The following is a 16,598-nucleotide window of genomic DNA, read 5'->3' as shown; positions in this document are numbered from 1 at the left end:
CCCCTCGGCATGTCAGTGACGCCAGCCCTGGATCTGCGCGGTATCGAAAAGAGCTTCGGCTCCGTGAAGGTCCTGCACGACGTCGCGTTCTCCGCCTACCCCGGCGAGGTCACCGCGCTCGTCGGCGACAACGGCGCCGGCAAGACGACCCTGATCAAATGCATCGGCGGCATCCACCAGTTCGACGCGGGGGAGTACCGCTTCGAGGGCCGCCCGGTGCGGGTCGGCAGCCCCCGCGAGGCCACCCGCCTGGGGATCGAGATCGTCCACCAGGACCTCGCGCTCTGCGAGAACCTCGACATCGTCCAGAACCTCTTCCTCGGCCGGGAGCAGCGCCGCGGCCTCACCCTCGACGAGTCCGCGATGGAGGAGCTGGCGCGCACGACGCTGTCCGGCCTCGCCGTCCGCACGATGGGCTCGGTCCGGCGGCGGGTCGCGACGCTGTCGGGCGGGCAGCGGCAGACCGTCGCGATCGCCCGCGCCGTCCTGTGGGACAGCAAGGTCGTGATCCTGGACGAGCCCGCCGCCGCGCTCGGCATCGCGCAGACCCAGCAGGTGCTGGAGGTCGTCCGCCGGCTCGCCGACAAGGGCCTGGCCGTCGTCCTGATCTCGCACAACATGAACGACGTCTTCGCGGTCTCCGACCGGATCGCCGCGCTGTACCTCGGCCGGACGGTCGCCCAGGTCAGGACCGCCGACATCACCCACCGGCAGGTCGTCGAGCTGATCACCTCCGGCGTCAGCGGAGACCTGGGGCTGCGCCGATGATGAAGGGCGGCCCATCACAAGAGGACATCCGGCGCCACAACCTCGGGACACTCCTGCGCTTCGTGCACCTGCGCGGGCCGGCGTCCCGTGCCACGCTCGCCGAGTCCCTCGGCCTCAACCGCAGCACCATCATGGCGCTGACCGCCGACCTCACCGGCGCCGGCCTCGTCCGCGAGGAGCTGCCGCGCGGTCCCGGCCGCCGCGCGGGACGCCCGTCCCTCGTCGTCCGGCCCGAGTCCACCCGGGTGTACGTGCTGGCGTTCGAGGTCGGCGTCGACCGGCTCGTCGTCGCGCGCGTCGGGCTCGGCGGCGTCATCCTCGACCGCCGCGAAGGCGTCCGGGCCCGCGACTCCGACTCCGGGGAACTGCTCAGCGTGCTGGTCGCGGGGGCGCGCTCCCTGGTCCGCAAGGCCGAACGCGGCGCCGTGTGCGTCGGCGCCACGCTCGGCTTCCCCGGCACCGTCCGCCGCTCCGACGACACGATCATGTTCGGGCCCAACCTCGACATCGGCGAACTGCGGCTCGGCGACGCCCTGTCGCGCCGCCTCGGCCTCGGCATCCCCGTCTCTGTCTGCAACGACGCCAACCTCGGAGCCCTGGCCGAGCACGAACGCGGCGCCGGGGTCGGCTGCGACAACCTCATCTACCTGCACGGCGACGTCGGCGTCGGCGGCGGCATCATCGCGCACGGCCGGCTGCTCGGCGGCGACGAGGGCTTCGGCGGAGAGATCGGGCACATGATCATCAATCCGGGCGGGCGGCGCTGCGCCTGCGGGTCGAAGGGCTGCCTGGAGGCCGAGGTCGGGGAGCGGACGCTGCTCGCCCACGCCGGCCGCGAGGAGATCCCCGACCAGGCGGGCCGCGACGCGGTCCGCGACGTCGTCGCCGCCGCCGACGCCGGCGACATCGTCGCGCGGGAGGCGCTGCACCGGGTCGGCACCTGGCTCGGCCTCGGCGTCGCCAACCTCGTCAACGTCTTCAACCCCGGCCTGGTCATCTTCGGCGGGACCCTCCGCGACATCTACCTCGGCGCCGCCGCGCAGATCCGCAGCGTCCTCGCGACCGGCGCCCTCGCGGCCCCCCGCGAGAAGGTCAAGCTCCGCACCGCCGCCCTCGGCGACGACACGACCCTCGTCGGCGCCGCCGAGTTCGCGTTCGCCGAGGTCCTCGCCGACCCGGTCCAGGTCCTGACCCGCCTGCGAGCCCCCGAGGACACCACCGTCTAGCCGCCGCCGGCTACGGGCGGCGCGCCTCGGCTGGGCCGGGCAGGGGGACGGCGGTGTACGGAGTGGCGAGCGCGAACGCCGTCATGCCGTCCAGGACCAGGCGTCCGGCCCCGGTGAGGCGAGCCCTGACGTGGGCGGGGAGGCGTGGTCCTTCGTGCAGGGCGGCCCACGCGATCCAGCCGGCGGCGACCACGGCCCAGTAGGACACGAGCCGGTAGAGGCCCACGGCCGCGGCGGCGGGCGACAGCGCCGCGCCGAAGGCGACCAGCGAGGCGGCCATGCTGCTCTCGATCGCGCCGAGGCCGCCGGGCAGCAGCGGCAGCAGGCTGCCCGCCGCCTGCGCGGCGAAGTAGGCGATGGCCGCGCTGTTCGGGCTGACGTCGACACCGACCGCGTGCGCCGCCGACAGCAGCGCCAGGATGTCGAACACCCAGTTCATCAGCGCGAGCGTGATGAGCGCGGCCCAGTCGCGGCGGGTCGGGCGGAGGGTCTCGGGGATCTCGGCGAGCCGCCGGGCATGCGGGGCGACCTTGGGATGGGCCAGCGCGGCGCGGTGCGCGCGGCGCAGCGGCGCCGCGACCAGGGCCCGCACCGGTGGCCGGCGCAGAGCGGGGACGAGCAGGGCCGCCAGGACCAGCGGCACGGCGAGCGCGATCGACGCCGGCCCCCGTGTGTGCGGATCGGCCAGCAGCGCGGCAAGGCCCACCACCGTGTAGGCCGTCGTGGTGATCACGCCGCCCGCCAGGATCACCGCCGTGGCGAGCCGCGGCGACGCGCCGCCGCGGCGGAACTGCCGGAACGTGTAGACGACGCTCACCGCGGGCCCGGCCGGCAGCGTCGTGGACAGCGCGTTGCCCGCATACGTGATCGCGAACGCGCGGCGCTGCGACATCCGCAGGCCGCCGACGCGCAGCAGGCGTCGCTGGAGGCGGGCGAACGCGCCCATCGAAGCCGCCACGGCGAGGACGACGGCGGCCAGCCAGCCGGGATCGGCGTGCCCGGCCGACGACCAGACGGCCCCGAGGTCGGGAAGCTCGTCACGGTAGAGCGGAAACGCCGCGAGGGCCGCCAGGAGCAGCGCCGCCTGGACGAGCGGGCCCGCCCGCCGCCGCCACCATGGACGCGCCGGCGCGTCCGGGATCGAGTCGCCTCCCGCGTCTTCGCCGCCCGCCTCGAACGGGAGGCGCGGGACGGCGGCCCGCGGGCGGTGCGGTGCCGTGACTGGTTCGTCCATGTCCCGGTCACCTCGCAAGCTCGCCCGCTTTGCGCAACCTATGGCCCGGCTATGACATTCCCCGCGGCACGAAAACGAACCGCCAAGCGACCCATGCCACACGCGTCACAAAACCCCCGCGGCACCCGCTCCGGCATCCGGTGCGGGCGCCGCGGTGACTTCAGGGCCTGCGGGTGGGGTTCACCGCGTCGGACTCGGCGGCCGTGTCGGGGTGAGGCCGCTCGTCCTCGCCCTCCTCGGCGGTCTGCCGCTCGTAGTCGGTGATGCCCAGCCCGTCCCGGCTCTGGGCCGGCTCCTCGATCGTCAGGTCCTCGGGCGGGTCGTTCACGTACTCCTCGGTCAGGCCGATCTCATCGTCCTGATCGTTGTCTCCCATGTCGTCGATGTCCTCGCGGAAGTCGCGGGTCTCACCGGGCTTGCGTGCCCTCATGCCTCCTCCACGGTCCGGATCGGTTTCGCTGATCGGACCGGTATCCCCGCTGACCGGCGGCCTACTCCCGGTCGCGGACCGCGGCCACCGGCCGCCGCGGACCGCTGCTGCCCCCGGTCGCGGACCGCGGTTACCCCCGGTCGCGGACCGCGACGAGCCCGCCGATCACGCCCACGTACGCGGTCCCGTCCGGGCCGATGGTGATGGGCGCCCAGTTGTTGTCGAACCACTTTCCGGTGCCCGTCAGCACCTTGTAGACGGTGCGTCCCGTGTGGACGTCCACCGCCGTCAAGTACCAGGCGTCGATGAAGTCGCTGCGCGGTTCCTTCGTGTAGAGGTAGAGCAGCCCGGCGGGGACGGAGACCTTGGGGACGGTGGACGGCGACCGCTCCTCGCTCGTCCAGACGGTCTCGCAGCCGCTCCCGCCCGGCTTCACGTCCACCCGGCTCACCCCGCCCACCGTCGACCCTCCCGGCGGCAGCTCGAAGAAGTTGCGGTAGCCGTAGTTGTTCTCGATGAACAGGCTGTCGCCGTACCCCACGAGCGTGTTGTCCGTCGCGCTCGCGCCGCTGCCGAACACGGGGATCTGGCAGACCAGCCCCCCGTCGTCCCGGCGGCGGACGACGATGTGCATGCGGTCGTCGGCGTTGTCGGTGATGGCCACGTAGCCGTCACCGAAGAACGTGGGAGTCGTCCCAGAACCCTGGTCGATCTGACCGGGCTTGCGTCCGCTGCCCCGGTCGTAGGGCTGGCGCCAGATGACCTCGGGCGTGCCGTTCTCGTCCGCCCGCATCTGGTAGAGCGCGTGGTCGGACACGATCGACACACCGTCTTCGGCCGTCGCGAACGAGTTCTGGACGCTCTCGCCCGGCAGCCGCGTCATCCGGACCGTGCCGGAACCGGGGTCGACGGTGCCGATCCGCCCGTTCCGCGTGATCCACCAGATGAGACCGTCCCAGTCCGGCCCGACAGCGGTGATGGGGTCGCATTCACCCTTCGGCCACGGGTTCGTCCACGTGGCGCAGTCGTGCGGGAGGTACTTGCTCAGATCCCAGTCGTCGGTCACCTTGAAGCGCCATTTGCCATCCGGACCCTTCTCGTGCGCGAACCGCCGCAGGTGGAACGCCGAATCCGCGAGGACGGCGCGGTCCTGCGGGTCCAGGTAGTAGTACGCGCCGCCGGAGGTGTCGGTGAACACCTTGTCCAGGCTCAGCGAGAACACCGCCTCCACGGTGGACGGTCGCGGCGGCAGGTCGTACGTGGCGAGGTCCTTCAGCGTCTTCGGGTCGATGAGGCGCAGCACGAAGTTCTGCCCGCGCGTGCACTGCGCCACGATCAGGCCGGTGCTGCGTGCGAACGTCACCGTCGAGCACAGCCCGGGCAGGCCGCCGCCCTTCGCCTCGTTGAGCACCTCGGGGTTTCGCCCCAGCGGACCCATGAACGGGTACGTGTCAGAGGCATAGCTGTCGGCGTGCATGGACGAGAGCCCCACCGGCCCCTGGTGCGGATTGGCCGGAATGGGCCGTCCTTCCAGCGGCTTCGGTGTGGCGGGCCCGCCGATGTAGGCCGGGACGAAGCCCCGGCCGGGGCCGTCGGGAATCGTGTCCGCCGCCGCCGGGACGGCGGCGCCGGCCATGCCGGCGGACAGGGCGACGGAGAAGAGGGCGGCGAGCAGGGGTCTGCGCATACAGGGCTCCTAGACGGCAGGGCTCCTAGACGGACGTAGGTGGCCCGGTCGCGCCGTCCGGGACGATCCACCGCGTAAAGAGGTGATCGTTCCCCGCGCCCGGATGGTTACGATCCGGGCATGGGCGTACAAGCTGTGATCTTCGACTGGGGCGGCACCCTGACCCCGTGGCACGACCTCGAACTGGCCGACATGTGGCGCGCGATCTGCTCCGCCCACCTCCCCCCGGACGACGTCGAGAGGGCCGCCGCCGCGCTCGCCGCCGCGGAACTGGAACTGTGGCGCCGCGGCACCGAGGAGCACCGCAGCGCCACGCTGGCCGAGGCGTTCGAGATGGCCGGGGTCGAGCCCACCGAGGCGCTCCTCGACACCCATTTCGAGACGTGGACCCCGCACACCCACACCGACCCCGCCGTCCCCGGCCTGTTCCATGCCCTCCGCGAACGCGGCATCAGGATCGGAGTCCTGTCCAACACCATCTGGACCCGCGAATGGCACGAACGCGTCTTCGCCCGCGACGACGTCCTCGGCCTGCTCGACGGCGCCGTCTACTCCAGCGAGATCCCCTGGACCAAGCCGCACGCCAACGCGTTCCAGGCCGCCATGGACGCCGTCGGCGCCACCGACCCCGCCTCCTGCGTCTTCGTCGGCGACCGTCCCTACGACGACATCCACGGCGCCAAATCCGCCGGGCTCCGCGCCGTCCAGATCTGGCACCAGACCACCCACGCCTTCGACCGCCCCGGGCTCACCCCGCCCGACGCCCTGATCCGCGACCTGAGCGAACTGCTCCCACACGTGGAACGCTGGATTTAACCGGGCGGCTTCTGGGCTGTGATCAGGTCTCTTGAGATGGCCTGGTCCACACGGTGGCGGAAGCCCCGGTGGGCGTCGGAGTCGTGGACCCGGAGGCCGTTGGACGTGAGGATGTCCGCCAGGTCTTCCCGGCGGCCCCCGAAGGTGTTCCAGGAGATGCCGATCGCGCCGCCGGGACGCAGGAGGCGTGCCCACTCGGGAACGGCCGCCGCCAGCAGTTCGACCGGGCTGCGGGACAGTTGCGGCCTGCCCTTGCGGCCCGGCTGCCCGCCTTTGGGGCGGCTGCCGTGCTGGACGCCGTACGGGGCGTCGGTGACGATCAGGTCGAAGGCGGCGGGGCGGAAGAACCGGCCGGCCCCCAGGGAATCGGCGTTGACGACCGTGATCTCCATCGTCTCGCCGCCCTTGTAGAGCTCCTTGGAGGCGCCCAGCGTCACGTGGAGGCGGCGTCCGAGGACGGCCTTCTCGCGGCGGACGGTGGTGATCTCGGCCCGGTGCTTGACCCGGTTGTTCTTCAGCCACGTCTTGATGAAGGCCGCGTAGGCGTCGAAGTCCTTGCCGTCGATGTCGATTCCGGCCGCGTCCAGCCCGTACATCATGGCCTGGTTGAGGGTGGTGCCGCGGCCGCACATGGGGTCGAGGACGCGGGGGCGGCCGGTGACGAGGTCCATCGGGGAGTCGGTCGCCATCGCGGTGACGTTCAGCAGGAGCTTGGTGAAGTACTCGTTGGTCTTGCCGGAGTACTTCTGGATGGTGAGCAGGTCACTGCCGAACAGGTCGAGGGGCTGGAGCATGACCGGCCGGAGCAGGTCGTCCTCGATCTGGAACAGCGCGTAGAGCGACGAAAGGTTCGACAGAAGGCGGACGTCTTGTTCCGCCAGGTCGTCGGCGCAGAACGTGACGTAGGGGACGCCGCCTATCGCCGTCTCCCGGATGTCGTGCACGCGCCCGCCGAGTGCCCGTTCGCTGAACACCGTCAGTTCCGCTTTCACCAGGTCGGCGGCGGCCTGTGCATAGACCCGGTTGTGCGAGGGCGAGACGAGAAGGCCGTACGCGGTCATTTGCGCGACCCTACAGTCGCGGCGCCGACAGCCGCGACACACGCCGTGCGGCACAGCCAGTGGTGGCCCGGACAGTGGCGGCCCGGACAGCGGAGACCGCCGGGATCGGTCGTCGCCCCGGCGGCCTCCGGCCGTCTCTGCGGGGTCAGGCCGCCTGGGCGGGCCGTGTTCCGCCGTCGGGGGCGGCCGAGGCGGAAGGCAGGGCCCGCTGGGCGGCGGGGAGCTCCGGAGCGGCCGGGGCGTCCGGTGCCGGCAGGTCGGGAAGGTGCCGGGCGGCGGCCGTCAGCAGTTCCCGGACGCTGCTTTTCAGGCTGGCGAGATCGGCCTGCGCCACATCGGCCTGGGCCTGAGCCCTGCGCGCCTGCCTGCGCGCCGCGTCGCGTTCTTCGGCGAGCCGGGTCAGCTGTTCGTGGTAGGCGGCCCGCAGCTCGTCGAGAGCACTTCCCTGTGAAGCGGTGGTCATGGACTCCTCCCCCGAGTGATCCCCTGTAATAGGGACTAACGCGATCAATCGGGCGCTTCGTTCCCCGCGTGCGGAAGATCACTCACCCGGTGCGGCACGGGGTGACAGCGCCGAGGGGGGCAGTCCGGGGAACGCGTCCGGCGGCGGCGCGGCGCCCGCCTTGGAACGCCAGGCCGCCGAGCGGGCCGCGGCCCGCTGCGCGCTGTCGGCGGCGAAGGCGCGCAGGTCGGGGGAGGAGACGCCGGCCAGGCCGACGTAGGCCGGGACCAGGTCGTCCTCCAGGGCGGCCGCGAGCTGAGCGGCGCTGCGCGCCGTGGCGACCCTGACCGGCAGCGCGTAGGCGGCCGCGGCGGCCACCGGCTCCCCGGCCAGGATCGAGATCAGCTCGTCGCGCTGGGCGCGGTGGGCGTCCCACACGGCCTTCGCGGTCTGCCGGAGCGACCCGCGCAGGTGGGAGCCGAGCACCCCGTACCCGTACACGGCGGCGTGCTCAGCCGACAGCGCCGTCCGAAGCGCCTCGGCGCCGGACTTCGACCGGACGGGCGGAGTCTCGCCCGAGGCCCACATGGCGTGACCGGCCTCGCAGGCGCCGATGCTGGCCAGCAGCTGCGCCAGCCCCGGATCCGCCTTGGCCGCGTCGGCCCTGCGCGCCTTCGCCGCCCGGTCCTCCGCCTTGCGCAGGGCCGCGAGGGCCGCGTTCCCGTCCGGAACCGGGGCGGCGCTGGGGGGCGGGATGGTGCCGCCCTCGCCGGCCCGGTCACCCGAACCGGGGACGTAGTGGCGCTTCAGGACGGCGAGATGCTCGCGATGATGGGCCAGGGCCGGCCCCAGGCGTCCCGCCAGCGCGGCGTTAGCGGACCGGGCGGCCTCGTAGGCGGCGATCAGGTTCTGCTCGGACGCGATCGCGCCGACCAGCGTCGGCACGTCCTTGTGCGGGACGGTCTCGGCGGCGCAGCCCGCCGCCCACGGCAGGGCGAGTGCGGAGCCGGCCAGCACGGCGCCGCGGCCCAGCAGCGCGCGGCGGGACACCGCTTCCGGCAGGCGCGGCACGGCCTCTGGCAAGGGAGTCTCCTCACCCGATGGTGTGGTGGCGGTGGCCCGCTGTGGTCCCGATCCCCGGACATGTCCATCAGGCCAGCTCAAGCATTCCATATCCGCCGCGCCGGTGAGCCGTCCGAAAGACCGCTGCGGTCCCCGGCTGTCGATAGTCTTGAGGTGTCAACGGACGAGCGGCGACGCCGCGACCGCAGGCGGAAACAACAGAGGGAGGGGCCCATGAGCGTCGAGTCCCACGGCGGCCGCGCTCAAGGGAGGCGCGATCAGAGCAGGCGTCCCCGGGGCCGGAGCGACCAGGGCGGGCGCGACCACGCCTCGGCGCGCCCGGCGCGTGACGCCGCCATCGCCGAGCTGAACCGGCTGCTGGCGCCCGCGGTGAACGAGGCGGGCTTCGACCTGGAGGAGATCGACGTGCGACCCGCCGGGCGCCGCCGGCTCGTCAGGATCGTGGTGGACGGTGACGACGGCGTCGGCCTCGACGACATCGCCCGGCTGAGCGAGGCGGCCTCCGGGCTGCTCGACGGGTCCGACGTCATGGGGGCCTCGCCGTACGTGCTGGAGGTGACCTCACCCGGCGTCGACCGTCCCCTCACCGAGCCGCGGCACTGGCGCCGCGCCGTCGGCCGGCTGGTCGTCGCCCCGTTGACGGAGGGAGGCCAGATCGAGGGCCGCGTGGTCGCGGCCGACGACGAGGCCGTTGAGATCGACGTCGTCCAGAAGCGCCGGAGCAAGGGAGCCGGGGCCAAGGGCGGCGGCAAGTCCGCTGGGTCCGAAACCCCCTCCGGGGGGTCTGGGGGATCGTCTGCCCAGAGAGAAGGGACCGCCGGGTCGAAGGCGTCCGGGCCGGAGACGGTGCGGCGCCGGTTCGGCCTCGGCGAGCTGGGGCGCGGCCGTGTGCAGGTGGAGTTCAAGCCCGCCGCGCCGGCCGAGGGAACGCGTTCTCCGGCTGAGCCGGACTAGAGGGGGGAACCTCGTGGACATCGACATGACCGCCCTTCGGGGCCTGGAGAGCGAGAAGGACATCTCGCTGGAGGTGGCCGTCAAGGCCATCGAGGACGCCCTGCTGATCGCCTACCACCGGACGGAGGGCGCTGCGCCGAAGGCGCGCGTCGAGCTGGACCGGCAGAGCGGGCACGTCACGGTCTGGGCGACCGAGACCGACGAGGAGGGCAACGCACTCAGGGAGTACGACGACACGCCGACCGGTTTCGGGCGCATCGCGGCGACCACCGCCAAGCAGGTCATCCTGCAGCGTCTGCGGGACGCCGAGGACGAGCTGACGTTCGGCGAGTACGCCGGACGTGAGGGCGACATCGTCAGCGGCATCATCCAGCAGGGCAAGGACCCGCGGAACGTGCTCGTCGACCTCGGCAAGATCGAGGCCGTCCTGCCGCCGCAGGAGCAGGTGCCCGGGGAGCGCTACGACCACGGTGAGCGGCTGCGCGCCTACGTGGTGCAGGTCCGCAAGGGCCACCGCGGGCCGTCGATCCAGCTGTCGCGGACGCATCCGAACCTCGTCCGCAAGCTGTTCGCGCTGGAGGTCCCGGAGATCGCCGACGGGACGGTGGAGATCGCGGCGATCGCCCGCGAGGCCGGCCACCGCACCAAGATCGCGGTGCGCTCGCGCAAGGCCGGGGTGAACGCCAAGGGCGCCTGCATCGGCCCGCTCGGCAGCCGGGTCCGCAACGTGATGGCCGAACTGCACGGCGAGAAGATCGACATCGTGGACTGGTCCGAGGACCCCGCGGAGTTCGTCGGGAATGCCCTGTCGCCCGCGCGGGTTTCCTCAGTCGAGGTGGTCGATGCGGACGCCCGGGTCGCCCGGGTGATCGTGCCCGACTACCAGCTGTCGCTCGCCATCGGCAAGGAGGGCCAGAACGCCCGGCTCGCCGCACGGCTGACCGGCTGGCGGATCGACATCCGGTCCGACACCGAGCCGGAGCAGACGGCCGCGAAGGCGGCCGAGACGGGCGAAACCGGATCTTCTTCCCCGGAGGCGCATGCGACCGGCCCCGCCGACGCGTCGGCGCGGTAGACTCATGAAACGTGGCCGGGCGGCTCCTATACGCATGTGTGTGGGCTGCCGGGTTCGCACGGCCAAGTCCGACTTGCTGCGCCTGGTGGTGGTCGAGGGCGTCATCGTCCCCGACTCCCGTGGGCGGCTGCCGGGACGGGGTGCGCATCTGCATCCCGATCCGGCGTGCCTCGAGCTCGCAGAGCGACGTCGGGCGTTCCCGAGGGCGTTCCGCGTTCCGGGGCCGCTCGACGCCGGTGCGCTGCGAGCGCGGCTTGCGGCCCGCGCCGCGCGGCAGCAGGATGGCCAAATGGTAAGCGACGTCTAGTCGGAAGCAGGTCGAGATTGCTATGAGCGCTCGATGAGCACGCCGCGATGAGTACGGCAAGTTAGCGACGGTCCGGAGGCCGCACCCCCGGACCGAGTAGGGAGTGCAGTGGCCAAGGTCCGGGTTTATGAACTCGCCAAGGAGTTCGGTGTAGAGAGCAAGGTCGTCATGGCCAAGCTCCAGGAAATGGGCGAGTTCGTACGGTCGGCGTCCTCCACGATTGAGGCGCCGGTCGTTCGCAGGCTGTCAGAAGCCTTCTCCAATTCTTCTTCCCCCAAGCAGGGGGACAAGCGCGCAGCGCCGAAGCGGTCTTCGGCTCCGCGTCCCGCCGCGCCGCGTCCGGGTCCGCCCGGCGGCGGCGCGTCCGATTCCCAGGGTGGACGCCCGCAGGCCCCGCGGCCCGCGGCGCCGCGCCCGTCCACGCCCAAGCCCAGCCCGGCCGCGCCGGGCGGTCAGGGCGGTCAGGGCGGTCAGGGCGGCGCCCCGAGGCCGGGCCCGCGCACGCCGGTCCCGCCGGCGCCGGGCACCCCGGTGGACGCGCCCGCGGCGCAGGGCCCGAGCGCCCCGCCCGCGGCCGGTCCCGCCGGTCCCGCCGGAGATGCCGGCCCCGCCGGAGGCGCCGGTGCCGGCAGCCGCGCGCCGGCCGGGCCGGGCGGCCCGAAGCCGGGTCCCCGCGCGCCCAAGCCGGGCCCGCGTCCCGGCCCCCGCCAGGGTGGCGGAGGCGGCGGCCGTGGCCCCGGTGGCCCGCGTCCGGGCAACAACCCGTTCAGCTCGACCAACACCGGCATGGGCCAGTCGCCCAAGCCGGGCCCGCGTCCCGGCCCGCGTCCGGGCGCCGATCGTCCCGACCGCGGTGACCGCCCCGGCGGCGACCGCGCCGGCGGTCCGCGTCCCGGCGGCGGCCGTCCCGGTCCCGGCCCCGGTCCCGGCGGCCCCCGTCCGAGCCCGGGCGGCAGCATGCCGCCGCGGCCGGGCGGCCCGCGTCCGAGCCCGATGAACATGCCGTCCTCGCGCCCCGCGGCGCCTGGGCGCGGTGGTCCCGGTGGCGGCGGCGGTGGCCGTGGCCCCGGCGGCGGCGGGCGTGGTCCCGGTGGCGGCGGGCGCGGCCCCGGTGGCGGCGGCCGTCCCGGTGGCGGCGGCGGCTTCGGCGGTCCCCGCACGGGTGCCGGCGGCCGTCCGGGCGGCGGCTTCGGTCCCCGTCCCGGTGGCGGCGGCCGCGGCCGCGGCGGCACGCAGGGCGCGTTCGGACGTCCCGGTGGACGTCCCGCACGCGGCCGCAAGTCGAAGCGGGCACGTCGTCAAGAGTTCGAGAACATGCAGGCGCCCGCCGTCGGCGGCGTCTCGGCTCCGCGCGGCCACGGCAAGACCATCCGGCTGCCGCAGGGCGCGTCCCTGACCGACTTCGCCGAGAAGGTCGGCGCCAACCCGGCGTCGCTCGTCGCGATCATGATGCACCTCGGCAAGATGGTCACCGCGACCCAGTCGGTCGACCCCGACGACCTGCAGGCCCTCGGGCTGGAGCTGGACTTCGACGTCCAGGTCGTCAGCCCCGAGGACGAGGACCGCGAACTGCTCGAGTCGTTCGACATCGAGTACGGCGAGGACGAGGGCGGCGAGGAGTACCTCCAGTCCCGTCCGCCGGTGGTCACCGTCATGGGCCACGTCGACCACGGTAAGACCAAGTTGCTGGACGCCGTCCGGCACGCCAACGTGCAGGCGGGCGAGGCCGGCGGCATCACCCAGCACATCGGCGCCTACCAGGTCGAGACCGAGGTCGACGGCGAGAACCGCAAGATCACCTTCATCGACACCCCGGGTCACGAGGCGTTCAGCGCCATGCGCGCCCGCGGTGCCGACACCACCGACCTGGTGGTGCTGGTGGTCGCGGCGGACGACGGCGTCAAGCCGCAGACCACCGAGGCGATCGACCACGCCACCGCGGCCGGGGTCCCGATCGTCGTCGCGGTCAACAAGATCGACGTCGAGGGCGCGGACCCGAACCGCGTCCGGGCCCAGCTCACCGAGTACGGACTGGTCGCCGAGGAGTTCGGCGGCTCGACCCAGTTCGTGGACGTGTCGGCCAAGCAGCGCGACAACATCGACGGGCTGCTGGAGGCGATCGTCCTGACCGCCGACGCCGAACTCGACCTGAAGGCCAACCCCGAGATGCCCGCCCAGGGCTCGGCCATCGAGGCCCACCTGGACAAGGGCCGGGGCGCCGTGGCGACCGTGCTGGTGCAGCGCGGCACGCTGCGGGTCGGCGACTCGATCGTCTGCGGCGTGGCCAACGGCCGCGTCCGGGCGATGCTCGACGAGAACGGGAAGAACGTCGAGGAGGCGGGCCCGTCCCGTCCGGTGATGGTGCTCGGCCTCGCGGCCGTGCCCGGCGCGGGCGACAACTTCCTGGTCGTCGACGACGACCGGGTCGCCCGGCAGATCGCCGACAAGCGGGTGGCGCGCAAGCGCAACGCCGAACTGCTCAAGAGCCGCAAGAGCAGCTCCCTCGAGGAGCTGTTCAAGGACCTCGAGCGCGGCGAGCGCGACGAGCTGCTGCTCATCCTCAAGGGCGACGTCTCCGGTTCCGTCGAGGCGCTGGAGGACTCGCTGCTCAAGATCGACGTGGGCGACGAGGTCAACCTGCGGATCATCCGCCGCGGCGTCGGCGCGATCACGCAGAACGACGTCAACCTCTCGGTGGCGTCCGAGGGTGCGGTCATCATCGGCTTCAACGTGCGGCCCGAGCGCAACGCGCAGGAACTGGCCGACCGCGAAGGCGTGGACATCCGGTACTACTCGGTCATCTACCAGGCGATCGACGAGATCGAGGCGGCCCTCAAGGGCATGCTCAAGCCGGAGTTCGAGGAGGCCCAGCTCGGCACCGCGGAGATCCGCGAGATCTTCAAGGTGCCGCGGATCGGCAGCGTCGCCGGCTCGATGGTCACCTCGGGGACCATCCAGCGCAACGCCAAGGCCCGCATCGTCCGCGACGGGGTCGTGGTGGCCGACAACCTCACGGTGTCGTCGCTGCGCCGCTTCAAGGACGACGCGACCGAGGTCCGCGAGGGCTTCGAGTGCGGTATCGGCGTGGGGTACAACGACATCAAGCTCGGCGACGTCATCGAGTGCTTCGAGATGCGGGAGAAGCCCCGCCTCTGAGGCGCGTGCTCGACGGCGTGCACGTCCGCGCGGTCCGGTTCGGCCGGGCCGCGCGGGCGGGCTGTCCGGCACCGCCCGGCCCCGGCCGGGGCGGCGCCGAGCCGCCGACGTGATCGTTTAATCAGGTGACATGACGCCAGGCGGATCTTCTAGCCTGGCGTCTGTCATGTCCGGCCGCGCCTCCGCCGTCCGCACCGCCCGGTCCGCCCGGCGGGGCGCGGCGGTCGCGGACCGGGAACACGGCGGGTGACCACCGTCGTTCCATCTTCTGAGGATCCTGAGGTGATCGACCAGGTGTACGTGGGTGCGCTGAAGCTGGACCTGCTGCTGGGGGACGTTCGCTCGCTGAAACAGAAGCGGTCGATCCTGCGGCCCATCATCGCCGAGGTGCAGAAGCACTTCCCGGCGGTGGCCGTCGCCGAGACCGGCGACAACGACCTGCATCGCAGGGCGGAGATCGGGGTGGCGGTGGTGTCGGGCACCGCGGCCAACTGCACCCAGGTGCTCGACCGGTGCGAACGGCTGGTGGCCGGGCGCCCGGAGATCGAGCTGCTGTCCGCGCGGCAGCGGCTTTTCCATGATGAGGACTGAGTGCGCGGTCTTCCCCGCACAATGAGAAGTGCGGGTCAGTCCTCGCGTAGACCATAGAAAGGGAGTGCGATCATGGTGGACGCAGCTCGGGCGCGTAAGCTCGCCGACCGCATCCAGCAGATCGTGGCCGAGATGCTGGAGAGGCGGATCAAGGATCCGCGGCTCGGCTTCGTGACCGTGACGGACACCCGCATCACCAACGACCTGCGCGACGCGACCGTCTACTACACGGTGTACGGGTCGGACGGCGAGCGCGCCGAGACGGCCGCCGCGCTGGAGAGCGCCAAGGGCGTCATCAGGTCGGAGGTGGGCAGGCAGACCGGTGTCCGGCACACGCCCAGCATCACCTTCGTCATGGACTCCCTGATGGAGAACGTCGCGCACATCGACGACCTGCTGGCCAAGGCCCGCGCCAGGGACGCCGAGGTCGCGAGGGCGGCTCAGGGCGCGTCCCCGGCCGGTGACGCCAACCCCTACCGCGAGGCCGATGGCGGCGACGACGACCTCGGCGAGGACGTCGACGGCGCCGACTTCGGCGGTCACGACGCCGCGGGGGACGGTGAGGACGGCCGTTCCGGACGCCCGTCATCGTGAGCGGCCCGGAGAGGCGCGCGGAGGCGCCGGGCGCCGGCTGGACGGAGGAGTGCCTCCTGCACGACGTGGACGGGCATTCCGCGAGCGGCCACGACATCGTGCCGCGCGGCGGTGGCGTGCGCGGCGGTGGACCCGCCGTCCCCGCCGCGCCGGGCGTCCCGTCGGACGGCGCGCCCGGCGGTCTGGAGTGGGACCGGGCGGTCGAGCTGATCCGCGGCGCCGGGGAGGTCTGCCTCGCCTGCCACGTCGCCCCGGACGGGGACGCGCTCGGGTCCATGCTGGCGCTGGCGCAGGCGCTGCGCGCGCTCGGCAAGCGGTGCCTGGCGTCGTTCGGGGAGCCGTTCACGGTGCCGGAGATCCTGCGGTTCCTGCCGGGCCAGGAGATGCTCGTCGAGCCCGCCCGGATGCCCGCGGCCCCGGATCTGATGATCTCGCTGGACGCGGCGGGGCAGGCGCGGCTCGGCTCCCTCGCCGAGGCCGCCGGCCGGGCCGGTGCCCTGATCGTGGTCGACCACCACGCGTCCAACACCGGGTTCGGCGGGGTGCGGCTGGTCGACCCGGACGCCGCCGCCACGGCGGTGCTGGTCGAGGAGCTGATCCGCAGGCTCGGCGTCGAGCTGGACCGCGATATCGCCCAGGGCCTGTACGCGGGGCTCGCCAGCGACACCGGCTCGTTCAAGTACCCGTGCACGACCCCGGAGGTCCACGATCTGGCGGGACGGCTGCTCACGGCGGGCGTCCGGCCGGAGGCGGTGAGCCGGGAGCTGTGGGACCGGGCGCCGTTCGGGTACCTGCAGGTCCTCGCGGGGGCGCTGGCGCGGGCCCGGCTGGAGCGCGATGCCGCCGGCGGCCGCGGCCTGGTCTGGACGACGATCGCGCGCTCGGACCGTGACGCCCGCGACGTCCACTACGACCAGCTCGAAGGGGTCATCGACCAGCTCAGGCGCACCGACGAGGCCGAGGTCGCGGTCGTGTGCAAGGAGAACGACGGCGGCGAGTGGTACGTCTCCACCCGCTCGAAGGGCTCGGTCGACGTCGGCCGCGCCTGCGTCGAGCTCGGCGGGGGCGGGCACCGCACCGCCGCCGCGTTCACCATGGGCGGGGAACCCGCCTGCATCATCGACCGGTTGCGCGCCGCGCTGCGCGTCCCCGGCGAACGGGACGACTGACTTTC

The 16,598-nt window shown here is 73.0% G+C and carries 16 protein-coding genes; 10 read left to right on the top strand and 6 right to left on the bottom strand.

All coding sequences use genetic code 11. The annotated features are described in order from the left end of the window. Positions 1 to 9 precede the first annotated feature (9 nt). Positions 10 to 768, top strand: a complete 759-nt coding sequence (locus AB0C35_RS05235) for an ATP-binding cassette domain-containing protein (protein ID WP_358451119.1) — start codon at positions 10 to 12, stop codon at positions 766 to 768. Beyond that, positions 768 to 1,994 carry an ROK family transcriptional regulator gene (locus tag AB0C35_RS05230; protein ID WP_358451117.1) on the top strand — a complete coding sequence of 409 codons (1,227 nt, stop codon included), beginning with the start codon at positions 768 to 770 and terminating at the stop codon, positions 1,992 to 1,994. Before AB0C35_RS05235 ends, AB0C35_RS05230 begins: the two co-directional genes overlap by 1 nt. Positions 1,995 to 2,004: 10 nt before the next feature. On the opposite strand, the gene AB0C35_RS05225 is transcribed toward AB0C35_RS05230, so the two are convergent. From AB0C35_RS05225 to AB0C35_RS05215, 3 genes are all read right to left on the bottom strand, one after another. Then, a complete protein-coding gene (locus AB0C35_RS05225; protein WP_358450841.1) occupies positions 2,005 to 3,228 on the bottom strand; it encodes a lysylphosphatidylglycerol synthase transmembrane domain-containing protein in 1,224 nt (407 codons plus the stop codon). A gap of 160 nt (positions 3,229 to 3,388) precedes the next feature. Then, positions 3,389 to 3,658 (bottom strand): hypothetical protein, encoded by a 270-nt coding sequence (locus tag AB0C35_RS05220; protein WP_358450838.1) that lies wholly within the window; start codon positions 3,656 to 3,658, stop codon positions 3,389 to 3,391. A 130-nt stretch (positions 3,659 to 3,788) separates the two neighbouring features. Next, the gene (locus tag AB0C35_RS05215) at positions 3,789 to 5,345 is read right to left on the bottom strand and encodes a hypothetical protein (protein WP_358450835.1); all 1,557 of its coding nucleotides are present in this window, start codon (positions 5,343 to 5,345) and stop codon (positions 3,789 to 3,791) included. A gap of 120 nt (positions 5,346 to 5,465) precedes the next feature. On the opposite strand from AB0C35_RS05215, the gene AB0C35_RS05210 reads away from it, so the two are divergent. Continuing rightward, on the top strand, positions 5,466 to 6,161 hold the full coding sequence (locus tag AB0C35_RS05210) for an HAD family hydrolase (RefSeq protein WP_358450832.1): 696 nt from the start codon (positions 5,466 to 5,468) through the stop codon (positions 6,159 to 6,161). Here the strand turns inward: AB0C35_RS05210 and AB0C35_RS05205 are convergent. The 3 genes from AB0C35_RS05205 to AB0C35_RS05195 form a co-directional block, all read right to left on the bottom strand. Then, a complete protein-coding gene (locus AB0C35_RS05205; RefSeq protein WP_358450829.1) occupies positions 6,158 to 7,222 on the bottom strand; it encodes an SAM-dependent methyltransferase in 1,065 nt (354 codons plus the stop codon). The two genes, AB0C35_RS05210 and AB0C35_RS05205, sit on opposite strands and share 4 nt — an antisense overlap. Before the next feature lie 145 nt (positions 7,223 to 7,367). Further along, the gene (locus tag AB0C35_RS05200) at positions 7,368 to 7,685 is read right to left on the bottom strand and encodes a hypothetical protein (RefSeq protein ID WP_358450826.1); all 318 of its coding nucleotides are present in this window, start codon (positions 7,683 to 7,685) and stop codon (positions 7,368 to 7,370) included. 78 nt (positions 7,686 to 7,763) lie between these two features. Then, positions 7,764 to 8,747: a DUF4439 domain-containing protein gene (locus AB0C35_RS05195; protein WP_358450823.1), complete on the bottom strand. Its 984-nt coding sequence runs from the start codon at positions 8,745 to 8,747 to the stop codon at positions 7,764 to 7,766. A 213-nt stretch (positions 8,748 to 8,960) separates the two neighbouring features. Between AB0C35_RS05195 and rimP the strand changes: the two genes are divergently transcribed. From rimP to AB0C35_RS05160, 7 genes are all read left to right on the top strand, one after another. Further along, a complete protein-coding gene (rimP, locus tag AB0C35_RS05190; protein WP_358450820.1) occupies positions 8,961 to 9,701 on the top strand; it encodes a ribosome maturation factor RimP in 741 nt (246 codons plus the stop codon). A gap of 25 nt (positions 9,702 to 9,726) precedes the next feature. After that, complete coding sequence (gene nusA / locus AB0C35_RS05185) at positions 9,727 to 10,776, top strand: transcription termination factor NusA (protein ID WP_358451115.1); 1,050 nt, start codon at positions 9,727 to 9,729, stop codon at positions 10,774 to 10,776. Next, positions 10,742 to 11,083: a YlxR family protein gene (locus AB0C35_RS05180; protein WP_358450817.1), complete on the top strand. Its 342-nt coding sequence runs from the start codon at positions 10,742 to 10,744 to the stop codon at positions 11,081 to 11,083. The genes nusA and AB0C35_RS05180 overlap by 35 nt, the downstream gene beginning before the upstream one ends. A 108-nt stretch (positions 11,084 to 11,191) precedes the next feature. Continuing rightward, positions 11,192 to 14,239 (top strand): translation initiation factor IF-2, encoded by a 3,048-nt coding sequence (infB, locus tag AB0C35_RS05175; protein WP_358450814.1) that lies wholly within the window; start codon positions 11,192 to 11,194, stop codon positions 14,237 to 14,239. 282 nt (positions 14,240 to 14,521) lie between these two features. Next, positions 14,522 to 14,830 (top strand): DUF503 domain-containing protein, encoded by a 309-nt coding sequence (locus AB0C35_RS05170; protein ID WP_358450811.1) that lies wholly within the window; start codon positions 14,522 to 14,524, stop codon positions 14,828 to 14,830. 72 nt (positions 14,831 to 14,902) lie between these two features. After that, positions 14,903 to 15,424 (top strand): 30S ribosome-binding factor RbfA, encoded by a 522-nt coding sequence (rbfA, locus tag AB0C35_RS05165; protein ID WP_358450808.1) that lies wholly within the window; start codon positions 14,903 to 14,905, stop codon positions 15,422 to 15,424. Then, entirely contained in the window at positions 15,421 to 16,593 is a 1,173-nt protein-coding gene (locus AB0C35_RS05160) for a bifunctional oligoribonuclease/PAP phosphatase NrnA (protein ID WP_358450805.1), read from the top strand. Before rbfA ends, AB0C35_RS05160 begins: the two co-directional genes overlap by 4 nt. Positions 16,594 to 16,598 lie beyond the last annotated feature (5 nt).

Origin of the sequence: Spirillospora sp. NPDC048819, assembly GCF_040650055.1 — a bacterium.
Classification (GTDB): domain Bacteria; phylum Actinomycetota; class Actinomycetes; order Streptosporangiales; family Streptosporangiaceae; genus Spirillospora.
Note: the sequence above shows the minus strand (reverse complement) of the source record. Positions and strands in the feature narration are given on the sequence as shown.

What these genes read in the sequence shown, in the direction of transcription:
- AB0C35_RS05235 (WP_358451119.1), top strand. Translation starts at nt 10, where the DNA reads ATGTCAGTGACGCCAGCCCTGGATCTGCGCGGTATCGAAAAGAGCTTC.
- AB0C35_RS05230 (WP_358451117.1), top strand. Translation starts at nt 768, where the DNA reads ATGAAGGGCGGCCCATCACAAGAGGACATCCGGCGCCACAACCTCGGG.
- AB0C35_RS05225 (WP_358450841.1), bottom strand. Translation starts at nt 3,228, where the DNA reads ATGGACGAACCAGTCACGGCACCGCACCGCCCGCGGGCCGCCGTCCCG.
- AB0C35_RS05220 (WP_358450838.1), bottom strand. Translation starts at nt 3,658, where the DNA reads ATGAGGGCACGCAAGCCCGGTGAGACCCGCGACTTCCGCGAGGACATC.
- AB0C35_RS05215 (WP_358450835.1), bottom strand. Translation starts at nt 5,345, where the DNA reads ATGCGCAGACCCCTGCTCGCCGCCCTCTTCTCCGTCGCCCTGTCCGCC.
- AB0C35_RS05210 (WP_358450832.1), top strand. Translation starts at nt 5,466, where the DNA reads ATGGGCGTACAAGCTGTGATCTTCGACTGGGGCGGCACCCTGACCCCG.
- AB0C35_RS05205 (WP_358450829.1), bottom strand. Translation starts at nt 7,222, where the DNA reads ATGACCGCGTACGGCCTTCTCGTCTCGCCCTCGCACAACCGGGTCTAT.
- AB0C35_RS05200 (WP_358450826.1), bottom strand. Translation starts at nt 7,685, where the DNA reads ATGACCACCGCTTCACAGGGAAGTGCTCTCGACGAGCTGCGGGCCGCC.
- rimP (WP_358450820.1), top strand. Translation starts at nt 8,961, where the DNA reads ATGAGCGTCGAGTCCCACGGCGGCCGCGCTCAAGGGAGGCGCGATCAG.
- nusA (WP_358451115.1), top strand. Translation starts at nt 9,727, where the DNA reads ATGACCGCCCTTCGGGGCCTGGAGAGCGAGAAGGACATCTCGCTGGAG.
- AB0C35_RS05180 (WP_358450817.1), top strand. Translation starts at nt 10,742, where the DNA reads ATGCGACCGGCCCCGCCGACGCGTCGGCGCGGTAGACTCATGAAACGT.
- rbfA (WP_358450808.1), top strand. Translation starts at nt 14,903, where the DNA reads ATGGTGGACGCAGCTCGGGCGCGTAAGCTCGCCGACCGCATCCAGCAG.